The organism is Marinitoga sp. 1155 (assembly GCF_001021175.1).
In the GTDB taxonomy this organism is placed as follows: domain Bacteria; phylum Thermotogota; class Thermotogae; order Petrotogales; family Petrotogaceae; genus Marinitoga.
The window spans coordinates 25,893-52,097 of record NZ_AZAX01000007.1; the positions used below are offsets into that span (position 1 = coordinate 25,893).

Sequence of the window (26,205 nt, forward strand, 5' to 3'; positions counted from 1 at the left end):
AAAAGTTTTTGATTTTTTATAATAAAAAATATTTAAACCTATACCCGCGGCAGCGTGTAACCCTGCAGGTTAAATAATTACAAAGTAATTATTTAAAAGTTTTTGATTTTTGTTAAAATAAATTCTTTGCATATAGCCCACCGCAGGTGTGCTATCTATTGGGAGCGATTATATTGGAAAATTTTAATGTTTTCTTGAGAGAAACATTATTTGGAAAGGATTATTTGAAAATAATAAATAACAAAACTTTCCGTGTAAGAATCACGGAAAGGCTTCTATTTAATTATGATTCATATTTAAATGTATCAAAAGCTTTAGAATCTTTAAATGAATTCGGCTTGATTTTACCGGAAAAAATTGAGTATAATAATGAAAAATACTATATTTATACAGAATATTGGAATGAAGTTCCTATTACTGAAATAAAAATAAGTGAGGAAATTTATTATAATGTTTTATACAGAATTTATGATATCGTCGATAGACTGACACATTCAATGAACTTTATCATTCCATATATTTATATTGAGGATATTTATATCGATGAAACAGATAATATTACTTTAATACCTTCTATTTTTATCCCTAAAGAAAGTCCAAAGATTATCATCAATGAAAAGAACGATGAAAATGGTGTTATAGATGTATTAAAAATTTTAGCAAAAAAATTGTATAATTTAATGAATGTTAAAAATACAAAAATTGAAAAATTTTTAGATGTAATAGAAAAAGAACCCTTTGAATGTGTTCATGATTTATATACATTATTATTGAATTTCTTTAAACATAAAAAACAATTTGAAAGAATAAAAATACCCCATTTTATAGATAGAGAACTTGAGAGAAGAAAAATTTTGAGAGCTCTGGGAAAAAAACATATATTTATTTACGGAAATCAACGAATTGGAAAAACTCGTTTAATTAAATTTATGAATTTCAAATTTAAGGAATTAAATTACACTGTTATCAATGCTCGAAATATAAAAGATATATTTCCTGGATTAAAAATACCTGAAAATATGAATATTTTTTACTTTTTAAATCTTATAGAAAACTTTAAGCAGAAAGAAAAAAACTTCAAATTAATAATAATAGTGGATGACTACCAGGATATTGACATTAAATTTAAAAATTTTATCGAAGAATTAATAAATAAAAGTTTTGATTTTCCATTTTCTTTTATATTGTTATCACATATTCCACCAAAAGTAAAATTTGAAAATACTGAATATATCGAATTAAAGCCTTTTGATAGAAAAAAAACCAGAATATTATTAAAAATAATCCTGTCAACAGATTTTTTAAATAAATATCCAGAAATAATTGATATTATATATAAACTTTCTGATGGATATCCAGGAAATATTTTTCAGATAGTTAAAGATTTATATACCCTTAAAATAATTGAATTTAAAAATGGTGAATACATATTTTATCCAGAAAAAATTAAAAATAAAGAAATAATAGATCTGGCAATAGAAAAAGTTTCCAAAATACCAAAAAATATAAAAAAAGATTTAAAAATTTTATCAACTTTAGGATTTAGATTCAATCAAAAAGATATTGAACATCTGGAAAATTTTTTCCACATGTCTTTTGATAAATCAATATTATATGCTCTTGAAAAAGATATATTATTAAAAGAAAATGATGAATATAGATTTTTTAATTTAATATATCAAAATTTATTTCATGAAACTTTAGAACAAAATGAAAAAGAAAAAATACATATATACTTATCTAAAAAAAACACATTGCTCAAAAAAAAGATATTTCATTTAAAAAACGCAAATAAAGTAAAAAGTGCTATTGCTTTAATTATAAAAGAAATGAAAAAATCTTTATTTAAATGGCAAAATTTAAGTTTTATAGATTATGGATTTAATGAAATAAAAAACATGACAGAAAATATTCCTTTTTCTGCAATTGCTATATATCTTTCTAAAAAATATTTTTTTAATGAATATAGCGAAGACATGAAACAATATATTGAAAAAATCAGCAAAAGTAAAATTTATAATTATATTGCCTATTTATTTTTAAAATTCTCTGATGAAAAAAAATTAAGCGAACTTCTTCTTCAATGGATAAACGATAAAAAAACATCTGATTACAAAAAATCTCTTTTCATATATTTTTATTTAAATTTAAATTTTTCATCTCTTGAAAAAGAAGATTTTTATAATTATTACCTTAAATTTGAAGAAATTTTTTCACAATATACACATTTACCAGGATTTAAAACAATTAAAGGTATGATTTTAAATATGCTCGGAATAAAGACTGAAACTGATTTGCCTGAATTATCTTTAAAATATTATAATGAAGCTTTGACAATATCTTTAGAAACAAATTATAAACGATTAACACAAATAGTATATGTAAATATAGCTATATTGTATGAAGGTCTAAATTCAAATTTATCAGAATATTATAATAAAAAGGTTCTGGAAATATCCAAGGAAATAGGGGATTATCATACATACAATAGAATCCTTATTAATATTGCAAATAATAAATTGTATAAAGGAGATATAAAAGAATTTTTTGAATTGATAAACCGCGCAGAAAATTATTCAAAAATAAATAAAGATTATAACAGTTATATTTTAGCTAATGATATAAAAAATTATTATTTTCTATATGCTAAAGATTATTCAAACCTGAATAGCAATATGAGAAAAATAGAAAACTATATAAAAAATAAAAAATTCTTATCAACAAGCTTAAAACATATAAAAAATAATATTTTTGTTTTAAAAGCCTTTTTTGATAAAAATAAGACATTGTTAAGCAATAAAAAATATAAAGACATAATTTCTAAAAATGAATTTTTTCAAAATTTATACAACCTTATGTTCGAAAAAAATGAAAATCTCATTTATAATTCATGGCTATTTTTCAAAAATAATCCTTTAATATATTTAAAAGAAGAAATGGTTAGTATAACTGCTAAAAAATTAGCCCGTTATTCATTTAACAGCGAATTTGAAAAATGGGTATTAGACTTAATCACAGAATTCAAGGATAAAAAACTGTCTCTAGCCATGTTATATGAAGGGTTAGGATTATTTTACAACGTAAAAAATGAAAAATTCAAATCATTAAAATATTTAAGAAAAGCTCAAAAAATTTATGATGATTTAATGATGAAAAACAAATTTGAAGAGATTAATTCCTATTTAATCAACCATTTTAAAATTCCAACATTTACTTATGAAGAAATCTATTCTTTGAACTCTAAAATAGAAAGGTATCATTATAATAATTTAATTTCAAAGATTCATTCATATGAAAAAATAAACAATTTGATTATAGATTTATTAAAGTCGGATTCTCCAAAATATCTGGTCGATAAAATAGGAGAATATTTAAGAGACAAATATCCTATAAATGAAATATTAATACGTATAATAACCAATGATTATGAAGTGGAATATAACTTTAATTTTAAAAGTGAAAACGAATTAAAAAAAGATCAATTTAACACAAAACCTTTAAGATTATCATATATTTCAGATTATAAAGATTACAAATATCATATTTATCTATCAAATACAAATATTGAACTTTCTCAGAAAGAAGCTGCTGATATACTGGATAATATAATCATCATTGAAGATGTTCTATATTCAATTCTAGATAAGATTACTCATTACGAACACAGCATCGTTGATCCTTTAACTTCTGCATATACAAGAAGATATATGGAAAATAAATTAAAAGAATTATATGGACTATATGAGAGATATAAATTTGATTTTTCGGTTATTTTAATTGATATAGATGATTTTAAAAAAATCAATGACAAATATGGACATCAAAAAGGTGATGAGGTATTAACCGAATTGGTAAATTCTTTAAAGAAAAATTTAAGAGAATTTGATATGGTTTGCCGATACGGTGGAGAAGAATTTTTAATTATTTTACCAAATACCAATATTAATGATGCTGAATTGATTGCAAAAAGACTTATAAAAGATATAAATACTGATTTATTAGAAAAAACCAAACTAAACATCACATGTAGTATAGGGGTTTCATCAATTACCACTACTATTAAAGAACCTAAATTAAAAAATATAATAAAAAATGCTGATGACGCTTTATATAAAGCAAAAAATAGCGGCAAAAATAGAGTAGAGGTTATGAGAGGAGTCTAATTATGCTAATTGATTTACATTGTCATAGCACATTTTCAGATGGAACACTATCTCCAAAACAGCTTATAAAAAAAGCAAGTAATCTTGGAATAAAAATATTTTCCATTACAGATCATGATACAATTGAAGGACAAAAAGAAGCTATTTATTTTGCAAAAAAAACTAATTTAAAATATATACCTGGCGTTGAAATAAATGCTGAATTCCCAACATTAATGGATATACTCGGATATAATATAGATATAAATGACGATTATTTAAACTCAATACTTAAAACAATTTATAATAAAAGAATTGAAAGAAACAGATTAATGATAGAATTATTAAAAAAAGAAGGTTTTAGAATTGATATCGAAGATCTTGAAGGTGTATCGCTATATACAATTGGGAGACCTCATATTGCTAGAATTCTTTTAAAAAAGGGATATGGAACCTCTGTGAGTCAAATTATAGAAACATATTTAACCAGAGGAAAGAAATGTTATATTGAAAGATTTAAATTTTCACCCAAAAAGACCATTAAAGCCATTAAAAAAGCTGGTGGTTTTGCTGTGCTTGCACATCCAAAAAAATTAAGATTATCAAACATTCAATTAGAATCTCTAATCATTGAATTAAAAGATTATGGACTCGACGGAATTGAATGTTTTCATTACTCAAGTGATCCTCATTATACAAACTTTTTAATTGAATTGGCCAGAAAAAATGGTTTATTAGTTACGGCAGGAAGTGATTTTCATGGCTCAAATAAACCCTTTGTTTCATTAGGGCTTTATATTGAAAATTTTGTTATACAGGATACTATTAATTATTTTGTTACAAATTATTATAAAAAAAGCTAAACTTTTCTTTCATTATATCCGATAATATAATTAGGAAATTTATAATCAGGAAAGGATTCCTATGGGGGTGTAATTATGGGAGAAATGAATAGAATAAACAGTGATTTTTCCAGTTTTATAGATTCGCTTACAAAAGATATTGAATTTCCGAAAAAGGATAATAACCAAGATGAAAGAAGAAATACTTTAAATGTTCAAAAAAATGTTCGTGATTTATCCAATATAAATATTAAAAAACTTTCAAAAACTATTGAAGAAAAACTGAACAAATTAAAAGAAATATTTAAAGGTGAGGTAAAATTCGAAGTAAATGATGATGTAAACATGATTATAGTTAAGATTGTAGATAAAGATTCAAAAAAAGTAATAAGACAAATTCCTCCGGAAACAGCAGTAAAGATGGCAGAAATGCTTGATAAATTAGAAGGAATTTTCTTAGATGAACGTGCGTAACGGAGGTGATTAATAATGAGTGAGAATAGTTATCTGGGTTCTTTCCAATTTGGTGGGATAGCAAGTGGTCTGGATACATCATCTATAATAGATCAATTGATGTCTGTTGAGAGAAAACCATTGGAAAGATTACAAAATGATTTTGAAAAATTACAACTACAACAAAAAGCATGGAAAGAGGTTGATTCTAAACTTAGTGATTTTTGGGACTTTCTTGCCACATTTAAATTAAAAAGTAACCTTATTCCAAAAAGTGTTCAGGTAAGTGATGAAAATGTTTTATCAGCTACTGCATCAACATCAGCAAGCAATACAAATTTTAAAGTTAAAATTAATTCTTTGTCTTCATCTACATCATTTACACCTACAAATACATTAGGAAACATACCTGACTTAACAACACAATACTACCAGTTAAACGGAAGAACAACTCCAGTTGCTGGTTCATTTACATTAAAGGCTCTTGATTCCTCTGGAAATATAATGGAAAGTGTCACAATAAACTTTTCTGGTACAGATACTATAGGAGACATAATAAATCAAATAGACGCAAATTCAACTTATTTTACCGCTTCACTTAACAATGGAAAATTAAGAATTGAAGAAAAAGCCGGCCAGGAAGGGTCTGTTTCAAGCATATTGTTAGGTGATTCATCTGATACAAGTAATTTTACAGAAGTTTTTAATCTCGAAGGTTCTGATTTTGTACCTGGAGGAGCAACAGCAGGATATATAGAAAGCACCGTTCATGCTGGAGCAGTAAATACCTCAAAAATATTATCCGACATAAGTTCAGATGTTACTTCGGGGATCATAAGAATTAACGGAACAGAAATAACAGTAAGCTCTACAGATACATTAGGCGATTTAATTGCAAGGATAAACGCATCAAATGCTGATGTTATAGCATGGTATGATGAAAATGAAGATAAATTGATGATACGAAATAAAGAAGGGGGTCCTCAATCAATAACAATTGAAGATGGCGATTCAACAGGTGCAAATAAGACAAATGTATTAGACGATTTATCCTGGATTGATACCAGCGGAAATTATATGGGTACTATTATTCCTGGTACCGCTGCAAATGTTGAAATAGACCTGGATGGTGATGGCACTGCTGATTTAACCAAAACCACATGGGGAAATACTGTAGAATACAATAATGTCACATTGAATTTGAAATCAATTTCCTCAAATTGGATAGATGTTCAGGTTACTCAAGATGCCGATGCTACTTATGATAAAATTAAAGAATTTGTAGACAAATATAATGAAGTTATAGGTTATATTTATGAAAAACTAAATGAAGAGTCGGTAAAGCCAGAGAAAGGTGAAACATTGTCTGAAGATGATAAATTAAAAGGTGTTTTAAAAGGTGATGACAATTTACAGAATATATTTGATTCATTAAGAAATATGGCTTATGGGGTTATTTCATGGTCTTCTAACGTAAATGCCAAATATAGTTCATTATACGAAATTGGAATAAATTCAGGAGATGCTGGAGGAACATATGAAAACACCATGAAAGGAATACTCCAAATTAATGAAGATAAACTTAAATCAGCTATTCAAAATAACGCTGAAGAAGTGTGGAAATTATTCGCATATGAAGATGATAATAATAAAGGTATCGCTATTAAATTCAAAGATTACATATGGGATACTACAAAATTTGGAGGTACAATAGATCAAATATCCGGTACTACCGGGACAATAGGGCTTGAAATGAGAGATATTGCAAAAAGAATGACTTCATTAATCGATCAGCTTCAAAGAAAAGAAGCTTATTACTGGCAAAAATTCTCCGCAATGGAACAATCTGTATCTCAAATGCAAGCACAGGGGTCATGGATTACAAGTGCATTTATGAAATAAATAAATAATTAAATAAATAAATAAATAATTAATAAATTAAGGTAGGCAATTGCCTACCTTAATTTATTAATTATTCTTCTTGCATTATCTTCATCTTTTATCATCTGATTTATAAGCTCCTGTTTGCTATTAAATTTTCTTTCTTCCCTAAGAAAATGCAATACTTCAACCTCTATAATTTTATTATAGAGATCACCAAAATAATCCAAAAAATAAATTTCAACCTTAGGCTTTTTTATGTTTTCATTAAATGTTGGTCTTAATCCAACACTCATAAGTCCATAAAATTTACGATTTGTGTTTTTCACTCCACCTTTTACCAGATACACACCATATTTTGGATATATAACTTCCTCTTTATAACGTATATCTATATTCGCTGTAGGAAACCCTAAACTAAATCCAATATGTCTGTCTTCATATACTGGTCCTTCAACACTCCAATTTCTTCCCAATAAATTATTAGTTTCTTCAATCTTCCCATTAATCAATGTTCGTCGAATAAACGTTGAACTTATCCTTGTTTCTGAGGTTTTAATATCTTTTAAAACTTCTACCAAAAAATTCTTTTTATGTTGTTCAGATAACAAATAAGAAACATTTCCCTTTTTATCTTTCCCAAATGTAAAATCTTCACCACAAACAATAGCCTTCATTCCATTATGTAACAAAAAATCCAGATATTCACCATGCGTAATATGAATAACATCTAACAGATCAAAAACTTCTGTTTCAAACCCCATCTTCTCAAGCAACTCCTGACGCTTATATGAAGGCAAAATTACACCACTAAATTCTCCAAAATACCTAATTGCCGGATATTTCATAATATAAGCTTTTGGTATTAAATTATTCCTTTGTGCAATTTCCAACGTTTTTTTTATAATAACCTGATGACCTTTGTGAACGCCATCAAATGTACCTATAGCTACTGCATAATTCATTATTAAAACTCACCTCTATATAATTTTTATTAATCAAAAAATAATTGTGCCAATTTATAATATTCAAAAGGTACTAATTTTTTTGTCGCTACCCCATATTCAAGAGGGATAGATACTATTTGATTTCCTTTTAAAGCAACCATCCTTCCAAAGTCTCTATTTTTTATGAGATTCATAGCTTCAACTCCATATCTTGTCCCTAAAATTCTATCAAAAGCCGTAGGTGTTCCACCTCTTAAAAGATGACCTAATACCACAGATCTCGTTTCATAACCTGTTCTTTGTTCAACTATTTCTGCTAAATAATGGGCTATTCCCCCTAGTCTAATATGCCCAAATGCATCAATTGTAGATTTATCTGCAACAACCTGTTCCAATTCAGTTGGTTTAAATCCTTCTGCAATAGCTATAATCATATATTTCTTTTTCTCCATTCTCTTATTTATGTAATTAATAATCTCATCTATGGTCATTGGAAACTCTGGTATCAAAATCAAATGAGCCCCAGCCGCCATTCCAGCTTCAATAGTTATCCATCCTGCTTCTCTACCCATCAACTCAACAATCATAACTCTCTGATGTGATTTTGCAGTAGAATGCAATCTATCAATAGCATCAGCCCCGACATTAACAGCAGTATGAAAACCAAATGTATAATCTGTATTTGAAACATCATTATCTATTGTTTTTGGAACTCCTACAACAGGATATCCTAAACTTGACAACTTTGCAGCTACTGATAAAGTATCATCTCCGCCAATAGATATTAAAGCATCTAAGTGCATTTCTTTAAAATTCTTTTCAAGCAATTCTCTGCTTTCTTCTTCTTTAAAAGGATTTACTCTTGCTGTTCCTAAAATCGTTCCTCCTAATATATGAATTCCTTCAACATCATCATTATCCAATTTAATCATTTCTCCTGTTAACATACCTTTCCATCCATTTAATATACCATACGTTTCAAACCCTTCACCAGCTGCATGAACAATTCCTCTTATAACAGCATTCAATCCTGGACAATCCCCACCACCAGTTAATATACCAACTCTCATTTTGCTCCCTCCCCAAAATAAATAATATGACTATAGTTAATTACAAGCATATATTATTATACCAGAAATTTCCCAATTGCGAAAATTATTATAATGTTGTAATTTAGTTAAAATTATAGTATAATATTTTATGAAATAATTAAAGGAGGACTTAGTATGAATGCTAAAGTAATAAACTCGATTCTTGAAGCTTTTTCAAGAACATTTAAAATGGCAACAAATAATATGGATATAGTAATTCAAAAACCTGTTGTCGACAAAGGGGATAATAGGTCATACGAAGTTGTTGTTACTATAGGATTCATTGGAGATTTAGACGGCAACATTCACATGGGATTATCAATAGAATCAGCTAAAGTTATTGTTTCTCAAATGATGATGGGAATGCCCGTTGAAAAATTAGATGAAATGAGTTTAAGCGCACTTGGCGAATTGGGAAATATGATTTCAGGTGCAATTGCAGTAAATTTAGAAAAATTGGGATATAAAATAAATATCACTCCACCTTCAATAATGCATGGAAATAATATCATTTTTATAAAAGATGGTATATCATTAAAATTTCCTATGAATATTGATAATAAATTCTCAGAAGAATTTTTTGTAGTATTAAAAAGCTCGATATGAAACAAAAATTTGATATCAAAGTGTTTGCAAATTTAAATCTAATACTCTTCTTTGCTTTAGCTGTACTTGCCAATATATTTATAGGATTCATAATCGGTTCAATCTTATCATCATTTACACAAAATGATTTGTGGAAAGTGCTTTTTTTGTTTTTAGGAGTGATTTCGGGATTATATAATGGCATTATTGAATTGCTAAAGGAGGCAAAAAAACAGAATAATGAATTCAGAACTAAAAGCAAAAGCAAAAGAGATAATAATAAAAATAATAATTCTTTCGATAATTGAGTTTTTGATATTAATATATTTTTTTAAATTAAATACTTTCTTAATTTTTATCGGCAGTTTTGGAGCAATAGCTGGAATTTTAATGATAACCGAGGAAATTAATACATTATTAACCAAACCAAAACACAAAATTACAAAAGGTTATATGATTAGATACGCTTTTTTTGGTATAATCTTGCTTGTTGCAGGATTAATTTCAAAAGACGGGTTGTTTTTAGCATTTTTAGGTCTTATGAATATGAAATTTGCAGCATTTATTTCACCAAAATAATGGGGAGGAATAATGATGACTCAAAAACAGAAAAAAACTTTAAAGATTTTATTTTTTATTTATATTATAGCTGGACTTATCAATTTTATATTTTTTCCTTCAGCTAATTTAGAGGGTGTTGGCTTGAGATGGACATATTCTTTTGGTGAAAATCCATCATTTTTAAACACCATTAACCCCATGACAGTCATTATGTCAGTAGTAATTATACTTATATTAATATTGTTTGCATCTAGAGTGAAATTCGAACTAATCCCTGGTAAAAAGCAGGCATTGGTAGAAGCTTTATTGGAATATTTCTGGGAATTAGTTGAAGATGCTGTTCCTAATAAAAAGTATAGAAAACCAATATATGTTATTTCAACAACATTATTTCTATTCATATTAATTGCTAATTTAATTTCAGGAATGCCTGGAATAAATGTTACGCCCATTGAAAACACATTAAAAATTGGATTATTTACTGATACCTGGTATACACCGACTTCAGATTTAAATACAAACGCTACCTTTGCTGTTATGGTTCTTGTTATAAGTCATATATTTGCCATATCATCAAAAGGATTTACCAAATGGTTAAAAATGTTTATTGATCCAACACCTTTGTTATTACCTTTAAATATAATTGGAGAACTGGCTAAACCTGTCTCGCATTCTTTGAGGCTTTTCGGAAATATTTTCGGTGGAGGAATATTGGTTTTAATTATAAGTTATATGTTGAAATATTTTGTACTGCCTATATTTTTATGGGGATTTTTTGGCATATTTGTAGGATTAATACAGGCGTTTGTTTTTTCTCTTCTGGCTATAGCATATATGGGTTCATTACTTGAAGAATAAATCTTAAAAAATAATCTGGTTTATTTATTAAAATTTAAAATTTTTAAGGAGGTTGATTAGAATGGCTATTGAACAGGTTGCACAGGAAATAGTAAATTCTGGTAATGAAGCTGCATTAGGTACTGGTTTATATTATCTCGGTAAATTTATTGGTGCCGGTTTGGCTATGGGTATAGGCGCTATTGGTCCTGGTATTGGTGAAGGTACTGTTGGTGGTCATGCTATGGACGCTATGGCAAGACAACCAGAAATGGCTGGTTCATTGACGACTCGTATGTTACTTGCTATGGCTGTTACTGAATCTACAGGTTTATATTCTCTTGTTATTGCATTATTGATGTTAATAGTATTACCATAATTTCGGGGTAAAAATCCCCATAAAAGGGGGTGTAATATATGTTAGATTTTAATTTTACATCAATAGTGAATTTAATAGGCTTCACAGTATTGGCATATTTTTTATGGGTTATGCTTTATAAACCTTTCTTTGAAATAGCTGAAAAAAGAAGACAACTGGTGGAAAGTGAATTAAACCAATCAGAAAAATTACGTAAAGAGGCTGAAGAGAAATTAAATCAGGCTAATTTAGAATTAGAAAAAGTAAGAAACAAAAAAGAGAGTATAATAAAAGAAGCTGAAGATTTAGCCAAAAGTATAATTTCTACTGCAAAAGAAGATGCTTTAGCCGAAAAAAATAGAATAATTTCTGCTGCTGAAAAGGAAGCTCAGGAAATAAAGGAAGAAGCTTATAAAGATATACAAAATAAAGTAGTATCATTATCAATAGCTATAGCTTCAATGATTTTAAAGAAAAACATCGATGAAAAAGCAAATGAAGAAATAGTAAAAAGAGCATTTGAAGCTTTAAGTAAGGGTGAAAAATTATGAAATTTTCTATTTCACTCGCAACTCGATATGTTGAGGCATTTATAGAGTTCCTTTCAAAAGAAAATAAACTGAATAAACTCGACAAATACGTTAAAGCATTAAAAAATGTTGTAGATAAAATTAATAATGATTCTCTTTTCTATGATTTAATAGGAAATCCTTTATTACCAAAGGATTATATTGTTATGCAAATAGTAAAAGTTGCAGATATTGATGATAAGAATTTTAATAGATATATCAAAGTTCTTGTATATAAAAATAGGCAATTAATGATACCCATAATATATACATTATTAGAACAAAAAAATAATGAATTAAAGAAATTGGTAAAAGTTGATATAACTATACCTTATAATATCAACGCAGATATGATAAGCGAATTAAAAAATATAATACATCAAAAAACAGGAAGAAATGTTATTTTAAATACAAAATTAAACGAAGATTTAATTGGTGGTATTCAACTACAGTTAGAAGATAAAATATTTGATTATTCAATAAAAGGTATTCTGGAAAAAATCGGACGCGAGTACGCTTCCAAGCGGGGGTGATTTGTTTTGAGAATAAATCCTGATGAACTTGAAAAAGTCATAGAGGAACGCATCAAAGCTTATGAATCAGGTGAAATAAAAGAAGTTGGATGGATAATGCAGGTTGGTGACGGCATTGCCAGGGCATATGGTTTAAAGGATGTTATGGCAAGTGAATTGGTTGAAGTTCACACCGATACCGGAGAAATAGTAAGTGGGATGGCATTAAATCTTGAAGAAGATAATGTTGGTATAATCATTTTAGGTGATTATAAACTTATCAAAGAAGGAAATAAAGTAGTTAGAACAGGCAAAATTGCTCAGGTCCCTGCAGGCGAAGAACTATTGGGAAGAGTTGTTAACCCGTTAGGCGAGCCTTTAGATGGAAAAGGTCCAATAAACACTAAACATACAAGACCTATAGAATATAAAGCTCCTGGTGTAGTTTTAAGAAAACCTGTTGATACACCTTTACAAACCGGTCTAAAGGCTATTGATACAATGATTCCAATTGGCCGAGGACAAAGGGAATTGATCATTGGAGATAGACAAACAGGTAAAACAGCAATTGCTATAGACACAATAATTAACCAAAAGGGTAAAGGGGTTAATTGTATATATGTTGCGATAGGTCAAAAAGCTTCTTCTATTGCAAGAACTGTAGCTAAATTAGAAGAATATGGTGCTATGGAATATACAATAATTGTTGCTGCTAGCGCAAGCGATCCAGCATCATTGTTATACTTAGCGCCTTACGCTGGTGCGGCAATGGGTGAATATTTCATGTTCAACGGAAAAGATGCACTGGTTGTATATGATGATCTTTCAAAACATGCTGCAGCTTATAGGGAATTATCGCTATTATTAAGAAGGCCACCAGGACGTGAAGCATATCCTGGAGATGTGTTTTATTTACATTCAAGATTATTAGAAAGGGCTGCCAGATTAAACGAAAGTTATGGTGGTGGCTCATTAACCGCATTACCTATAATAGAAACACAGGCAAATGATGTTTCAGCTTATATTCCAACAAATGTTATTTCTATAACAGATGGTCAGATTTATTTAGAACCATCATTATTTTACGCCGGACAAAGACCTGCTGTTAATGTAGGTTTATCTGTTTCAAGGGTTGGTGGTGCTGCTCAAATAAAAGCTATGAAACAGGTTGCAGGTAGTTTAAGGTTAGACTTAGCTCAATACAGAGAATTGGAAGCTTTTGCACAATTTGCAACAGAATTGGATGAATCAACCAGAAAACAATTAATCAGAGGAGAAAAACTATCTGAATTATTAAAACAGGGACAATATGTTCCTATGGAAGTTGAAGAACAGGTTGCTGTTGTATTTGCTGGTGTTAATGGATATCTTGATGATATCCCAACATTAAGCATAAATAAATTTGAAAAAGAATTCTTACAATATTTAAAATCAAATAAACCTTCAATATTAGAGTCTATAAAAACCAAAAAAGTTATAGATGAAGAACTGGATAAAGAGCTTAGAAAAGCTATAGATGATTTCAAATCAGCTTTTCAGGCTTAGGGTGGTGACAACTCATGAGTCGAGGAAAACTTAGGATATTAAAACAGCGTAGAGCCTCAACACAATCCACAATGAAAATAACCAAAGCCATGGAAATGGTTGCTGCTGCGAAAGCTAATAAAGTTGTCAAAGAAATTTCTTCATTGAAAGATTATGCGCATTATTCTGAAAAAATAATGAAAAAAATTGCTCCAGTAGAAGATAGCATATACACTTCAAAAAAAGAAGGAACTTTGATTGTAGTTATTACACCAGATATGGGATTATGTGGAGCTTTTCCAATGGAACTTACAAAAGTTGCAAATGATTTAGCTAATAAAACAGATGATTTTATAGGTTTTTATAATATTGGTTCAAAAGGTGAAATAGAGCTAAAACAAACAGGAAATTTATTGCTTTCAAGAACTAAATTATATGATGTACCAAAGCAGGAAGATGCTGAATATATACTGGACGATATTATCGATATTATAGAAGATAAAAATATAGGTAAAGTAAAGGTCGTTTATGGTGCATTTAAAAATGCTTTAATTCAAAAACCGGAAGTTGTTGAGTTATTACCTATAAATTTTGAAGGTTCAATGGATCCAAGATTCGAATATGAACCTGATTCAAAAGAATTATTTGAAGAAGCTGCTTATTTATACTTATTGTCCAAAATGTATTTAATTATATATGAAAACAAAATAAGTGAATTATATGCTAGAAAAAATGCAATGCGTAATGCTACTGATAATGCAAAAAATTTAATTGAAAAGCTCACCCTTGCATATAACAAAGCAAGGCAAGCTTCTATAACCCAGGAATTAATAGAAATAGTAAATGGTGCTCAGGCATTGCAGGAAGAATAATATTGGGGGTGTAATAAGTGGAAAAAAATGTTGGAAAATTAGTAAGTATAATAGGCCCCGTTGTGGATGTTAAATTTGAAACAGGCAAATTACCGGAAGTCTATAATGCTCTTGAAGTAATTAATCCATATACAGATAAAAAATTGGTATTGGAAGTTGAGCAGTTAATCGGTGATAATACAGTAAGATGTGTTGCTCTTGATTCAACCGATGGATTAAAAAGAGGACTTGATGTTGTAGATACTGGAGCTCCTATTAAGGTCCCTGTTGGTGATGTAACCCTTGGAAGAATGTTTAACCTTTTGGGTGACCCCATTGACGAAAGAGGTGATGTTGAAGCTAAAGAGTACTGGTCAATACATAGAGAGCCTCCAACAATTAAGGAGCAATCTACAGATATCGAAATACTGGAAACGGGTATAAAAGTTATAGATTTATTAGCCCCATTCCCAAAAGGAGGTAAAATAGGATTCTTTGGTGGTGCTGGTGTTGGTAAAACCGTTCTTGTTATGGAACTTATAAGAAATATTGCAATTGAGCATAAAGGGCTATCATTATTTGCCGGTGTTGGTGAAAGGACAAGAGAAGGAAATGACCTATGGTTGGAAATGCAGGAATCAGGTGTTTTACCAAATACAGCTCTTGTATTTGGACAGATGAATGAACCGCCGGGAGCAAGATTCAGAATAGCATTAACAGCATTAACAATGGCAGAATATTTCAGAGATGTTCAGAAAAAAGACGTATTATTATTTATAGATAATATATTCAGATTTGTTCAGGCTGGTTCAGAAGTTTCAGCTCTTTTAGGGCGTATGCCATCTGCTGTTGGATATCAGCCAACATTAGCAACAGATGTTGGTCAATTACAGGAAAGAATAACTTCAACAAAAGATGGTTCTATTACATCAGTTCAAGCAGTTTATGTTCCAGCTGATGATATTACAGACCCGGCTCCGGCAACAACATTTTCACACCTTGAAGCAACTATTGTTCTTTCAAGGCAAATCGCTGAACTCGGGTTATATCCAGCTGTTGATCCATTAGATTCAACATCAAAAGTACTGGATCCTTCTGTTCTAGGGGAAGAACATTACAAAGTTGCCAGGGGAGTTCAACAGGTATTACAGAGATATAAAGACTTACAGGATATAATTGCAATTCTTGGTATAGAAGAATTATCAGAAGAGGATAAATTAACAGTTCAAAGAGCAAGAAAAATTCAGAGATTCCTTACACAACCATTTTTTGTTGCGGAAAAATTCTCTGGAATTAGCGGTCAATACGTAAAAGTCGAAAATACAGTAAAAGGGTTCAAAGAAATATTAGAAGGAAAATACGACCATATTCCTGAACAGGCATTTTATATGGTTGGTACAATAGAACAGGCAATAGAAAAGGCAAAGAAAATGGGAATAAAAGTCTAAGGAGGGGGTAAAAAATGTTTAATCTAAAAATAGTAACCCCCAGAGGAATAAAAGCTGAAATAAAAGCAAAATATGCCGAATTCACAACAGTTGAAGGTGGAATAGGAGTTTTAACAAACCGACTTCCCATAGTTGCAAAACTCAAAGTTTCACCGTTAAAAATAAAAACAGAAGATGATAAAGAAGAATTATTTGCAATTCATGGTGGAATAATCGAAATGGATGGAAAAGAAATGATAATACTTACAACCGCTGCAGAAAGACCTGAAGAAATAGACGTAGAAACTACCATGAAAGCTATTGAATCTGCAAAAGCTAAATTATCTCAAATAGAAAATACAGCTGAAAAGGCTAAAGTTCAGGCAGAAATTGAAAAAAATATGGTAAGAATATCGATAGTAAAAAAATAAGGCGCTTTGCGCCTTATTTTTTTACAGTCTATTAATATTATAAATGAATTGGAATAAACATATAATTAAATAATCCATAATCATTTTCTGTTTTTTTAAAATTAATATGTTATAATTAAATAAAATACTTTCATTGGAGGTGTAGTTATGCTTAAAAAACTATTTACTGCATTATTATTGCTATTATCTTTAAGTATTTTTTCAATTAACAATTATTTTTTCAATTTAAATACAATCAGTATAAATAATACGAATGTATATATTTCTAAAAATTTATGGAATATATCAGAAGAATCTAAAATTGGCTTGTGGATATCCATGAATAATTTTAATGTATTCCCAAAATTAGGAATCAATTATAATGACGAAATAACATTTTACAAAACTCAACAGATTTTTTTTAAGAAAGTGAAACTAAAAACTGGCGAAAGAGTTTTTGACCTGGATATTGGATATGATTTAAACAATAACTCCTTTATTTTATCGACAACAATAAAAAAATATAAAAATGATTTGATTTCTAAAAATTTTTCATATTCATATACTTCTGTATTTAAAAGTGGGAGTGAAAAAAGAGGTATAGCTTTAAATAAAATATTAATACCTACAATAATAAAAAGTTCCATCTTTTCAACGGATTATAATGAGTATTATATATCAAATTATTCATTTCAATTACAGAGATATTTTACATTACCCTTTATAATAGGTATATCTGAATTAGGATACTCTTTTTCAATTCCTATTGGTATTTTTGAAAATAGATATTTATCAGGATATTATTCATATGGTATTTTATATAAAGATGAAATTTCACCTTTTTTAAATTTTCAAACACCTATAAAAATAAATAAAAGCGATTATTATTTTGGCATGCAATTAAAAATGAAAGAAAAATCGAATTTTATCGTATTTTTTTCAAGACTGGATATGAATAACACATTTAGTTTAATATTTACAAAAGACGGAGGGAGTTTTTTCTTTGAATTCTGAAATCGGGATATACATACATATACCATTTTGTAAAAGTAAATGTCTATATTGCGATTACCCTTCAACGACAAATATTAATATACAGCAAAAATACTTTAATTATTTAATGAAAGATATAGAATTGAATAAATATGATGGAAAAATAAAAACAGTTTTTTTAGGTGGCGGAACCCCATCTTATGTTGATATTAAATATATAGAAAATATTTTTAAAAAATTAAATATTACCGATGCTTTCGAAATAACGATAGAATCAAATCCTGAAACATTAACAGAAAAAAAATTATATAATTACAAAATGCTTGGAATAAACAGATTAAGTATGGGTATCCAAACATTTGATAATAATATTTTAAGAGCTATGAATAGACAATATAACAATGAAATAATAGAAAAAAAATTTAATCTAGCCAGAAAATTTTTTTTTAATATCAATTTTGATTTTATTCTTGGATTACCTGGTGATAATATGAATATTTTAAAAAAAAATTTAGAATTAATAGAAAAACTACAACCTCAACATGTTTCTTATTATATATTTGATGATAATCATCCTACGCCATTAAAAAGCTTATTGGACAAAGGTAAAATGAAATTACCAGAATATGAATTTATTGAAGATGGTTTTGACTTAATAATAGAAGAATTAGACAGAATGGGATATAAAAGATATGAAATATCTAATTGGTCAAAAAAAGGATTCGAATGTAATCACAATTTAATATATTGGAATAATGAAAATTACTATGGTTATGGAATTTCCGCAGGAGGACATGTGAATAATATAAGATATACCAAAACATCAGAATTAAAAAAGTATTTTAAATATCTTAATGAAAATAAGATACCATATGAATATTATAATGAAAACACCTTATTAGAAGAATTAACGGAAGAATTATTCATGGGTTTAAGATTAATAGATGGAATTAAAGTGAAAAAATTAAAAACAAAATATGGGAAATTATATGAAAAATTTTTCAAAAAACTTATTCAAATGGTTTCAGACTTAATTAAAGTGGATAACAGAATTAGATTGTCAAAAAAAGGCCAGGATTTATCTAAAATGGTATTTGAAAAAATTCTTGAAGTGAGGGAAAATATAGAATGGATATGAAAGAAAAAGTGGAGGAATATATAGCAGATTTATTGAACAAAAGATTTGACAAAAAATCTAATTCCGAAGATTGGGATGAATATTTTATGAAAATAGCCTTTCTTGTTAGTGAAAGGTCTTCATGTGCACATCGGAAAGTTGGTGCAGTAATAGTAAAAAATAAAAGAATACTGGCGACTGGATATAATCAACCTCCATCAGGGTTTCCTCATTGTAATGAAATAAATTGTATAAGAGATGATTTAAAAATAAAAAGTGGAGAGTATCAAGAGATTTGCTACGGACTTCATGCAGAACAAAATGCATTAATGCAGGCTGCAAAATTCGGAATTTCTACTGATGGAGCTTATATATATGTAACACACCAACCATGTTCTATTTGTGCAAGATTAATAATTAATGCTGGGATAAAAAAAGTGATATATGGTGGTAATTATCCTGATGCATTAACTAAGTTATTCTTTAAACAAACTGGTGTAGAATTTAAGATGATGAAAAAATAGCCTTGGAGGTGCATTATGCCTAATGAAAAGTATTTCCCTTATTTAAGAAAGGATAGACTGCCAAATGTATGGTGCCCTGGTTGCGGAAATGGAATTGTTATGAAATCTTTCATTGAAGCAGCCGGAAATTTGAATTTAGATAAAAATAAAGTTGCTGTCGTATCTGGTATTGGATGTTCATCGAGGGTTACAGGATACCTTGATTTTAATACATTACATACATTGCATGGAAGAGCAATACCATTTGCAACAGGGGTTAAATTAGCCAGGCCTGATTTAGAAGTTGTAGTTATGGGTGGAGATGGAGATATGCTGGCTATTGGTGGAAACCACTTTATCCATGCCTGTAGAAGAAATATGGATTTAACAGTAATACTTTTTAATAATACAATTTATGGAATGACTGGCGGACAATATTCACCTACCACACCTTATGATTCTATGGCTTCCACGGCCCCATATGGTAATATTGAAAGTACATTTGATCCTGTTCAAATGGCAATATCTTCAGGTGCAACTTATGTAGCAAGAAGTACAGTATATCATTATACCCAGAGTGTAAAATATATAGAAAATGCCATAAAACATAAAGGTATGTCTGTTGTAGAAATAGTTTCAAATTGTCATACATATTATGGAAGATATAACGGAATGAGTAAACCTTCTCAATTTATGGACTATTTTAAGAAAAATACTATAATGTTAAATAAAGCAAAAAATATGAGCAGTGAAGAACTTGAAAGTAAAATTGTTATAGGTGAATTTTATAATAACAAAGACAAAAAAACCTATCTTGATTTATATGAAGAACTATCTGAAAAATTAGGTGGTGTTGTGAAATGAACATAAAAGAACCAAGAAGTATCAGAATTAGCGGAATGGGCGGTCAGGGAAATATACTTATGGGTCTTATTTTAGCAGAATCTCTTGTTAATGAAGGATATTGGGTAGTTCAATCCCAACATTATGGAGCTCAGGTTAGAGGAGGCTTATCTTTTTGTGATGTGTTATACTCAGATGAAGTTATTGATTATCCAAAAGCAGAAACATTTGATATATTATATATCATGAATGATATAGCATTTCCACATTTAACTATGATAAAAAACAATGGAATAATTTTTTATGATAGTTCATATATAAAATCACTCCCTCAAACTGTATCAAGAATTACAAAGAAAATAGTTGCCATTCCCGCATCAAAACTTGCATACGAAGAACTTGGGAATACAAATGTAGCAAATATGATAGGACTTGGTGCAATTGCTAAAAATTGTGAAATTGTTAAATTAGAAACATTAATTAAAATTATGAAAAAACGGGTAAATCCAAAATTTTATGAATTAGATGAAAAAGCTCTAAAGATTGGTTATGAATATAGCAACAAAAAATATGAAATAAAAATAAATGATAAAAATGGAAGAGGATTTTAATGAGAAAATTTTCAAAAAGTATTTCTTTTGCAATTAAAGGATTATTTGAGGTTTTTAAAACTCAAAGAAATTTTAAAATTCAAACTTTTTTTGCTTTAATAGCCTTTACGTTATCTTTTATACTCAACCTAAATGAAAGTCAGATTTTATGGATATCATTGGCTATATTTTTCGTTTTAATTTTAGAAACAATAAACACATTAATAGAAAAAATGATGGATTTGATACATCCTCATTACAATCCTATCGTAGGACTAATAAAGGATTTAGGTGCTGCTGCTGTACTAATCGCAGCATCTTTTTCTATTGTAATTGCAGTTGTAATATTCGGTGGTAAAATTTTTAATTGGCCCCCAAAATATGGTATAATAATAGGCATAGCATTTATTGTATTTATAATAACTGGGAGTTTGTTTAAAGGGAGGGAAAAAAATGACCGATAATGTAATAAAAGTTTTAATTGTGGATGATTCTGGATTTATGAGAATGGTATTAAAAGACATAATTGAAAAACAAAAAGACATGAAAGTTGTTGGAATAGCAAAAACCGGACTCGAAGGAGTAGAAAAAGCGATAACGCTGAAACCAGATGTAATAACAATGGATGTTGAAATGCCTGAATTAAATGGGCTTGAAGCGGTAAAATTAATAATGAAAAAAAATCCAACCCCTATTATTATGGTTAGCAGTTTAACCTCAAAAGATTCTGAAATAACAATAGAAGCTCTGGGAAATGGTGCAGTAGATTTTATACAAAAACCAGCTGGAAGCGTTTCATGGACATTTAGAGCAGTAGCGGATGATCTATTGATAAAAATAAGAAATGCTGCAAAGATAGACCCAACAAAATTAATGAAAAGATCTACATTCAAAGCAAAAAAACCCAGAATAACCTCCCTTCTAAGAGGACAAAAAATTGTATTAATTGCATCATCAACAGGTGGGCCAAGATCATTGGATACTATAATTCCAAATCTCCCAAAAGGAATAAATGTGCCTGTGGTGGTTGTACAACATATGCCTGCCGGATTTACAAAATCTCTTGCAAATAGACTAGATAAAGTTTCAGAGTTGAAAGTAAAAGAGGCTGAAGATAATGAAGAATTAAAACCTGATACGGTATATATTGCACCTGGAAGCTATCACTTGGGATTGAAATCAAAAGGCTCTAAAATATATACATATCTGGATTCATCGGATAAAATAAATAATGTAAGACCTGCTGCTGATTTTACTTTTGATAAAGCTGCCGAAATATATAAATCAAATATAGTAGCAGCAGTCTTAACAGGTATGGGTAAAGATGGAGCAAAGGGTGCATTTAAAATAAAGCATTATGGGGGGAAAATAATTGCAGAATCTCCAAAAACGTGTGTTGTATACGGTATGCCTAAAGCAGTTGTAGAAGAAAATTATGCTGATTTTGTTTTGCCAAATTATGAAATAGCAGAAAAAATAGTTGAGTTATTAGGAGGAAAATGATGAAAAATCGGTTTATTTTAATCTTATTGATTTTATTACCTCTTGTATTATTTTCAGTAAAAACATTTATTTATACTATAAAAAGTGGTGACTCTTTGGAAAAAATAGCAAATAAATTTAATATTCCTTTATCTCTTATTATTGATTATAATCCAGATTATGCATATAAGAAATATATATATCCTGGCGAAAACTTATTAATACCAGAAAAAGCTATAATGATATATCGTGTTAAATCAGGAGACAATTTAAGTTATATAGCAAAAATATTTTTTTCTGATGCAAGTTTAATAGCTGAATATAACAATATAAAAGATCCAGATCTTCTTTATATAGGCCAAAAATTAAAAATTCCATATGAATACATTGGTTTAAGCTTTAATAAGCAGGTTGATGTATCATGGCCTGTATGGGGCGAGATCACATCGTTATATGGCTGGAGAATACACCCTATATATAACGAAAAAAGGTTTCATTCTGGTATAGATATAGCTTTAAGCGAAAGTGCGCCAATATTATCTGCAGTTAGTGGAAAGGTTGTTGAAGTAAAAAAAGATAATGGGTATGGAATATACGTAAAAATAAAAGCAGGGAAACATTATTATATATTTGCACATATGTCAAAAGCACTTGCTACAGTGGGTGAAATCGTTAAAAAAGGTGAATTAATCGGAAGAGTAGGTTCAACAGGAATATCCACTGGCCCTCATGTCCATTTTGAAGTTAGAACATTAGCGGATAAATCCGTAGATCCATTGGGTTTATTACCAGGATTTAAATATGCTCATGTATCAATAGAGAAACATTATATGGGTGGTAATTAGACATGAGAAAATTATTAATATCAATATTTTTACTTATTACATTATCCTTTTTTTCAAAAGAATTATATCTTCAATGGAAAAAAGTGGATAATAATAATTATATTGAGAAAAACAATAATGTTTTTCTCAATATTTCTTATTTAGAAAAGCTTGGATATACAATAATGGGAACATCAGAAAATATGTTTATATTAAAATTAGATGATACGTGGTCTGCTGTTGTTTTTCCAAAAGCCGAAGTTGCTATTATAAATTCTTCTGAAAGTATTTCACTTAATTCTGAAGATTTTATGTATATTAATAAAAAATATTTTGTAAAATTGGACATTCTTGCCAAAATAGCTAATCTTGAATATTTTAAGAATTCTAAAGGATATTACTTAAATTATAAACTTGCAAAATTGAAAAGTATAGACGGTTTTTTAATGCAGGATAGATTAAGGATTATAATGGAATTTTCAGCTAAACCAGAAAGATTTGAGATATATCCATTAACAGCTGTTCCAGGCTATTTAATAAAAGTTTTTGGAGTTGAAATCCCCGAAGTTTCCTTTTCAAAAGAATTCAATAATAAATTTTTAAGCAGAATTAAAGCTATGCAGCATTCGCAAAAAGAAATATGGGTGACTATAATACTTGGAGCAGAAGCAAAAAAATACACAAAACTGGAAGAAAATGGTCGAATTATGCTGGATATAGAAATGACAGAAGATTTTACAAAACCTGTAGTTGTCATAGATCCAGGGCATGGAGCGTTTGATCCGGGAGCACTTGGATATCTTGGAACAAAAGAAAAAGATATGGCATTAAAAGTTGCATTAAAAACAAAAGAAATACTTAAAAACAAAAATATAAGAGTATATCTTACCCGTGATACTGATAAATTTATAGAATTATATAATAGAGCAAAAATAGCAAATGATTTACATGCAGATCTTTTTATAAGTATTCATTTGAATTCATATCTTGAAAATAGAAGTGTCAGGGGATCGGAAGTTTATTATTTTTCTTTTTCTGATGACAAATATGCAAGAAAAATTGCAAGAAAAGAAAATCTTGATATGAATGATAATAAAGATATAATACAATCAAGAGTTATAGAAAAGAAAAACTCTATACCTGAAAGTAAAAAAATGGCAGGGATTTTAAAGAAATATATAGAAAAAAATAAAATACCATTTAGATCTACAAATGCCGCTGAATTTGCTGTTTTAGCATATACAAAATGTCCAGCTGTGTTATTTGAATTAGAATTTTTATCAAATCCAATTGTAGAAGTTAACTTTATTTCAGGGAAATATGTGGATTTATTTGCAAAAATAATAGCCGAATCAATTATGGAATATTTTAATGTAAAGTAAATTTTAACAAATTAGTTGCGAAAAATTTTCTTGATTTATATCATATCTTATGTTATAATATACCTCGGAAGTTGTTCCGGCGTAGCTCAACGGTAGAGCGGGTGGCTGTTAACCACTAGGCTGGGGGTTCGAATCCCTCCGCCGGAGCCATAAACAAAATCCCCTTAGGGGTTAACAAAACGTCCAGTATAATAACTGGACGTTTTTGTTTTATTGTTTGTATTTAAATATATTATTACCCATCCTTCTTTTAACCTTTTTTGATTTGACCACATGAGTATAATATGCACTTTTCAAAGAAAAGCTGGTATATCATAAAAATGCCATTTTTAGTTAAACTTAGGCTGTCCACTGCTTTGGGGTAAGATCAATCTTCCTCTATTCCACCGCCTATTTCAACGAAATTTAAAACCCCATAACTCATTGAAAATTTTGCTTTATCAACAAATTCGAATTTTAAATTTCCTTCTTCAATAAAAAGTAATGGGTTTATGGAAGTTATAGAAAAAATGTTAATAGAAATAACTAAAATAAATAATATAAGTAACTTTTTCATTTATTTTCCTCCTTACTCATGTTGATCAATTTCCTGATTTTTAATTAGTATTTTTTCAGTGTTCAAATTCATTACGGTTATGGTTAGTGGAGATGGAAAATAATTTTACAATAAAATCATTTTATCTTTGACTATATATATTTCCCTTGGAAATCCAACTAAAAAATATATATAATCATTCAATAAAGTATATTTTCCATCTCTATAAGCAACGGTATCCACAAAAGCATCTATTCCTGGTAAAGGAATTGTCTTTGCAATTTCTAATTTATCCACATCGTATAATATCATATATGCCCCTTTAAAATGTATAATTTTTATATTAAGTTACATTCAACTAAAAATTATTATTTTCACTTATTCAATTCACAATAATTTTAGCAAAAAAATAGTCAACAATATAAAGTAAATTTTAGGTAAATTTATAATCAACTTTTGTTTTCTTAAATTTAATAAATTTACATAATTATTTTATCATCTGATATATTTTTATAGTTAATTTTTTATTTAATGTATTGATGCAATTTTATATTCTTGCTATTATTTGATGTTAATGATTAATTGGTTTTATGCTATTTGATTAATTCCAATAACCTTTCTTCATTTTCTTTTGTTGTTTTTTTGAGTATTTCTTCTGTTTTTTTGTCTGCCACTATTTTTCCTTTTTTTAACACTATTATCTTGTCTGTCTTTTCTATTTCACTTACGTCATGACTGGCTAAGATTATCGTTTCCCCTTTTTGCGATAATTCTTCCATTATTTCGTATATTTTTATCTTTGTTTCTATATCTACACCATTTGTTGGTTCATCCAGTAAATATATTTCCGCTTCTTTTATTAATGCCCTTGCTAAATTCAATCGCCTCTTCATTCCTGTTGATGCTTCCATGTATTTGATTTTTCTGTTTTCGTATAGCCCCATCT

At 28.7% G+C, this 26,205-nt stretch carries 29 protein-coding genes and 1 tRNA gene; 25 read left to right on the top strand and 5 right to left on the bottom strand.

The features are described 5' to 3' along the window. Positions 1-173 precede the first annotated feature (173 nt). From X274_RS03485 to fliD, 4 genes are all read left to right on the top strand, one after another. Positions 174-4,163: a diguanylate cyclase gene (locus X274_RS03485; protein ID WP_047265423.1), complete on the top strand. Its 3,990-nt coding sequence runs from the start codon at positions 174-176 to the stop codon at positions 4,161-4,163. 2 nt (positions 4,164-4,165) lie between these two features. Next, positions 4,166-5,005: a PHP domain-containing protein gene (locus tag X274_RS03490; protein ID WP_047265424.1), complete on the top strand. Its 840-nt coding sequence runs from the start codon at positions 4,166-4,168 to the stop codon at positions 5,003-5,005. Between the two features lie 75 nt (positions 5,006-5,080). After that, positions 5,081-5,458 (top strand): flagellar protein FlaG, encoded by a 378-nt coding sequence (locus tag X274_RS03495; protein ID WP_052913155.1) that lies wholly within the window; start codon positions 5,081-5,083, stop codon positions 5,456-5,458. 15 nt (positions 5,459-5,473) lie between these two features. Beyond that, complete coding sequence (gene fliD, locus X274_RS03500) at positions 5,474-7,339, top strand: flagellar filament capping protein FliD (RefSeq protein ID WP_047265425.1); 1,866 nt, start codon at positions 5,474-5,476, stop codon at positions 7,337-7,339. A gap of 53 nt (positions 7,340-7,392) precedes the next feature. Here the strand turns inward: fliD and ribF are convergent, their stop codons facing one another. Together ribF and X274_RS03510 are read right to left on the bottom strand one after the other, a co-directional pair. Next, positions 7,393-8,283 (bottom strand): riboflavin biosynthesis protein RibF, encoded by an 891-nt coding sequence (gene ribF, locus X274_RS03505; RefSeq protein WP_047265426.1) that lies wholly within the window; start codon positions 8,281-8,283, stop codon positions 7,393-7,395. Positions 8,284-8,312: 29 nt separating this feature from the next. Then, positions 8,313-9,335, bottom strand: a complete 1,023-nt coding sequence (locus tag X274_RS03510; RefSeq protein WP_047265427.1) for a 6-phosphofructokinase — start codon at positions 9,333-9,335, stop codon at positions 8,313-8,315. A 156-nt stretch (positions 9,336-9,491) separates the two neighbouring features. Between X274_RS03510 and X274_RS03515 the strand changes: the two genes are divergently transcribed. The 21 genes from X274_RS03515 to X274_RS03615 all read left to right on the top strand — a co-directional run bounded on the left by X274_RS03515 (position 9,492) and on the right by X274_RS03615 (position 24,874). Continuing rightward, the gene (locus X274_RS03515; RefSeq protein WP_047265428.1) at positions 9,492-9,962 is read left to right on the top strand and encodes a chemotaxis protein CheX; all 471 of its coding nucleotides are present in this window, start codon (positions 9,492-9,494) and stop codon (positions 9,960-9,962) included. After that, positions 9,959-10,249: a hypothetical protein gene (locus X274_RS03520; RefSeq protein WP_052913156.1), complete on the top strand. Its 291-nt coding sequence runs from the start codon at positions 9,959-9,961 to the stop codon at positions 10,247-10,249. Before X274_RS03515 ends, X274_RS03520 begins: the two co-directional genes overlap by 4 nt. Next, the gene (locus X274_RS03525) at positions 10,182-10,520 is read left to right on the top strand and encodes a hypothetical protein (RefSeq protein WP_047265429.1); all 339 of its coding nucleotides are present in this window, start codon (positions 10,182-10,184) and stop codon (positions 10,518-10,520) included. The genes X274_RS03520 and X274_RS03525 overlap by 68 nt, the downstream gene beginning before the upstream one ends. Before the next feature lie 15 nt (positions 10,521-10,535). Next, positions 10,536-11,360 carry a F0F1 ATP synthase subunit A gene (gene atpB, locus X274_RS03530; protein WP_047265430.1) on the top strand — a complete coding sequence of 275 codons (825 nt, stop codon included), beginning with the start codon at positions 10,536-10,538 and terminating at the stop codon, positions 11,358-11,360. A gap of 61 nt (positions 11,361-11,421) precedes the next feature. Then, a complete protein-coding gene (locus tag X274_RS03535) occupies positions 11,422-11,718 on the top strand; it encodes a F0F1 ATP synthase subunit C (protein ID WP_047265431.1) in 297 nt (98 codons plus the stop codon). Positions 11,719-11,756: 38 nt separating this feature from the next. Further along, positions 11,757-12,248, top strand: coding sequence for a F0F1 ATP synthase subunit B (gene atpF, locus X274_RS03540; RefSeq protein ID WP_052913158.1), 492 nt, complete (start codon positions 11,757-11,759; stop codon positions 12,246-12,248). Continuing rightward, complete coding sequence (atpH, locus tag X274_RS03545; RefSeq protein ID WP_047265432.1) at positions 12,245-12,799, top strand: ATP synthase F1 subunit delta; 555 nt, start codon at positions 12,245-12,247, stop codon at positions 12,797-12,799. The genes atpF and atpH overlap by 4 nt, the downstream gene beginning before the upstream one ends. 6 nt (positions 12,800-12,805) lie before the next feature. Continuing rightward, the gene (gene atpA, locus X274_RS03550) at positions 12,806-14,323 is read left to right on the top strand and encodes a F0F1 ATP synthase subunit alpha (RefSeq protein ID WP_047265433.1); all 1,518 of its coding nucleotides are present in this window, start codon (positions 12,806-12,808) and stop codon (positions 14,321-14,323) included. Positions 14,324-14,337: 14 nt separating this feature from the next. Then, the gene (gene atpG, locus X274_RS03555; RefSeq protein ID WP_047265434.1) at positions 14,338-15,174 is read left to right on the top strand and encodes an ATP synthase F1 subunit gamma; all 837 of its coding nucleotides are present in this window, start codon (positions 14,338-14,340) and stop codon (positions 15,172-15,174) included. A gap of 17 nt (positions 15,175-15,191) precedes the next feature. Continuing rightward, positions 15,192-16,601: a F0F1 ATP synthase subunit beta gene (gene atpD, locus X274_RS03560; RefSeq protein ID WP_047265435.1), complete on the top strand. Its 1,410-nt coding sequence runs from the start codon at positions 15,192-15,194 to the stop codon at positions 16,599-16,601. A gap of 14 nt (positions 16,602-16,615) precedes the next feature. After that, a complete protein-coding gene (atpC, locus tag X274_RS03565) occupies positions 16,616-17,011 on the top strand; it encodes an ATP synthase F1 subunit epsilon (protein WP_047265436.1) in 396 nt (131 codons plus the stop codon). 147 nt (positions 17,012-17,158) lie between these two features. Next, positions 17,159-18,004 carry a hypothetical protein gene (locus X274_RS03570; RefSeq protein ID WP_047265437.1) on the top strand — a complete coding sequence of 282 codons (846 nt, stop codon included), beginning with the start codon at positions 17,159-17,161 and terminating at the stop codon, positions 18,002-18,004. After that, positions 17,994-19,121, top strand: coding sequence for a radical SAM family heme chaperone HemW (hemW, locus tag X274_RS03575; RefSeq protein ID WP_047265438.1), 1,128 nt, complete (start codon positions 17,994-17,996; stop codon positions 19,119-19,121). The genes X274_RS03570 and hemW overlap by 11 nt, the downstream gene beginning before the upstream one ends. Continuing rightward, entirely contained in the window at positions 19,118-19,624 is a 507-nt protein-coding gene (locus X274_RS03580) for a deoxycytidylate deaminase (RefSeq protein WP_047265452.1), read from the top strand. The genes hemW and X274_RS03580 overlap by 4 nt, the downstream gene beginning before the upstream one ends. Positions 19,625-19,639: 15 nt before the next feature. Continuing rightward, the gene (locus tag X274_RS03585) at positions 19,640-20,467 is read left to right on the top strand and encodes a 2-oxoacid:ferredoxin oxidoreductase subunit beta (RefSeq protein WP_047265439.1); all 828 of its coding nucleotides are present in this window, start codon (positions 19,640-19,642) and stop codon (positions 20,465-20,467) included. Further along, positions 20,464-21,057, top strand: coding sequence for a 2-oxoacid:acceptor oxidoreductase family protein (locus X274_RS03590; protein ID WP_047265440.1), 594 nt, complete (start codon positions 20,464-20,466; stop codon positions 21,055-21,057). The genes X274_RS03585 and X274_RS03590 overlap by 4 nt, the downstream gene beginning before the upstream one ends. Then, positions 21,057-21,500, top strand: coding sequence for a diacylglycerol kinase family protein (locus X274_RS03595; protein WP_047265441.1), 444 nt, complete (start codon positions 21,057-21,059; stop codon positions 21,498-21,500). The genes X274_RS03590 and X274_RS03595 overlap by 1 nt, the downstream gene beginning before the upstream one ends. Beyond that, the gene (locus X274_RS03600; RefSeq protein ID WP_047265442.1) at positions 21,490-22,539 is read left to right on the top strand and encodes a protein-glutamate methylesterase/protein-glutamine glutaminase; all 1,050 of its coding nucleotides are present in this window, start codon (positions 21,490-21,492) and stop codon (positions 22,537-22,539) included. The genes X274_RS03595 and X274_RS03600 overlap by 11 nt, the downstream gene beginning before the upstream one ends. After that, positions 22,539-23,363, top strand: coding sequence for a M23 family metallopeptidase (locus X274_RS03605; protein WP_047265443.1), 825 nt, complete (start codon positions 22,539-22,541; stop codon positions 23,361-23,363). Before X274_RS03600 ends, X274_RS03605 begins: the two co-directional genes overlap by 1 nt. Before the next feature lie 2 nt (positions 23,364-23,365). Beyond that, positions 23,366-24,724 carry an N-acetylmuramoyl-L-alanine amidase family protein gene (locus tag X274_RS11485; protein ID WP_052913159.1) on the top strand — a complete coding sequence of 453 codons (1,359 nt, stop codon included), beginning with the start codon at positions 23,366-23,368 and terminating at the stop codon, positions 24,722-24,724. 75 nt (positions 24,725-24,799) lie between these two features. Beyond that, positions 24,800-24,874, top strand: a tRNA-Asn gene (locus tag X274_RS03615). 217 nt (positions 24,875-25,091) lie between these two features. On the opposite strand, the gene X274_RS03620 is transcribed toward X274_RS03615, so the two are convergent. The 3 genes from X274_RS03620 to X274_RS03630 all read right to left on the bottom strand — a co-directional run. Further along, complete coding sequence (locus X274_RS03620) at positions 25,092-25,280, bottom strand: hypothetical protein (protein WP_047265444.1); 189 nt, start codon at positions 25,278-25,280, stop codon at positions 25,092-25,094. Positions 25,281-25,385: 105 nt separating this feature from the next. Next, positions 25,386-25,571: a hypothetical protein gene (locus tag X274_RS03625; RefSeq protein ID WP_047265445.1), complete on the bottom strand. Its 186-nt coding sequence runs from the start codon at positions 25,569-25,571 to the stop codon at positions 25,386-25,388. Positions 25,572-25,852: 281 nt separating this feature from the next. Then, on the bottom strand, positions 25,853-26,205 hold a 353-nt coding region (locus X274_RS03630; protein WP_047265446.1), incomplete at its 5' end, for an AAA family ATPase.

Coding starts and splice junctions, on each gene's coding strand:
- atpG (WP_047265434.1), top strand. CDS start 14,338: ATGAGTCGAGGAAAACTTAGGATATTAAAACAGCGTAGAGCCTCAACA.
- X274_RS03585 (WP_047265439.1), top strand. CDS start 19,640: ATGCCTAATGAAAAGTATTTCCCTTATTTAAGAAAGGATAGACTGCCA.
- X274_RS03620 (WP_047265444.1), bottom strand. CDS start 25,280: ATGAAAAAGTTACTTATATTATTTATTTTAGTTATTTCTATTAACATT.
- X274_RS03625 (WP_047265445.1), bottom strand. CDS start 25,571: ATGATATTATACGATGTGGATAAATTAGAAATTGCAAAGACAATTCCT.
- X274_RS03525 (WP_047265429.1), top strand. CDS start 10,182: ATGAATTCAGAACTAAAAGCAAAAGCAAAAGAGATAATAATAAAAATA.
- X274_RS03605 (WP_047265443.1), top strand. CDS start 22,539: ATGAAAAATCGGTTTATTTTAATCTTATTGATTTTATTACCTCTTGTA.
- atpB (WP_047265430.1), top strand. CDS start 10,536: ATGACTCAAAAACAGAAAAAAACTTTAAAGATTTTATTTTTTATTTAT.
- X274_RS03595 (WP_047265441.1), top strand. CDS start 21,057: ATGAGAAAATTTTCAAAAAGTATTTCTTTTGCAATTAAAGGATTATTT.
- X274_RS03520 (WP_052913156.1), top strand. CDS start 9,959: ATGAAACAAAAATTTGATATCAAAGTGTTTGCAAATTTAAATCTAATA.
- X274_RS03535 (WP_047265431.1), top strand. CDS start 11,422: ATGGCTATTGAACAGGTTGCACAGGAAATAGTAAATTCTGGTAATGAA.
- atpC (WP_047265436.1), top strand. CDS start 16,616: ATGTTTAATCTAAAAATAGTAACCCCCAGAGGAATAAAAGCTGAAATA.
- fliD (WP_047265425.1), top strand. CDS start 5,474: ATGAGTGAGAATAGTTATCTGGGTTCTTTCCAATTTGGTGGGATAGCA.
- X274_RS11485 (WP_052913159.1), top strand. CDS start 23,366: ATGAGAAAATTATTAATATCAATATTTTTACTTATTACATTATCCTTT.
- X274_RS03580 (WP_047265452.1), top strand. CDS start 19,118: ATGAAAGAAAAAGTGGAGGAATATATAGCAGATTTATTGAACAAAAGA.
- X274_RS03490 (WP_047265424.1), top strand. CDS start 4,166: ATGCTAATTGATTTACATTGTCATAGCACATTTTCAGATGGAACACTA.
- X274_RS03510 (WP_047265427.1), bottom strand. CDS start 9,335: ATGAGAGTTGGTATATTAACTGGTGGTGGGGATTGTCCAGGATTGAAT.
- atpF (WP_052913158.1), top strand. CDS start 11,757: ATGTTAGATTTTAATTTTACATCAATAGTGAATTTAATAGGCTTCACA.
- X274_RS03570 (WP_047265437.1), top strand. CDS start 17,159: ATGCTTAAAAAACTATTTACTGCATTATTATTGCTATTATCTTTAAGT.
- X274_RS03600 (WP_047265442.1), top strand. CDS start 21,490: ATGACCGATAATGTAATAAAAGTTTTAATTGTGGATGATTCTGGATTT.
- X274_RS03495 (WP_052913155.1), top strand. CDS start 5,081: ATGGGAGAAATGAATAGAATAAACAGTGATTTTTCCAGTTTTATAGAT.
- X274_RS03590 (WP_047265440.1), top strand. CDS start 20,464: ATGAACATAAAAGAACCAAGAAGTATCAGAATTAGCGGAATGGGCGGT.
- X274_RS03515 (WP_047265428.1), top strand. CDS start 9,492: ATGAATGCTAAAGTAATAAACTCGATTCTTGAAGCTTTTTCAAGAACA.
- atpH (WP_047265432.1), top strand. CDS start 12,245: ATGAAATTTTCTATTTCACTCGCAACTCGATATGTTGAGGCATTTATA.
- ribF (WP_047265426.1), bottom strand. CDS start 8,283: ATGAATTATGCAGTAGCTATAGGTACATTTGATGGCGTTCACAAAGGT.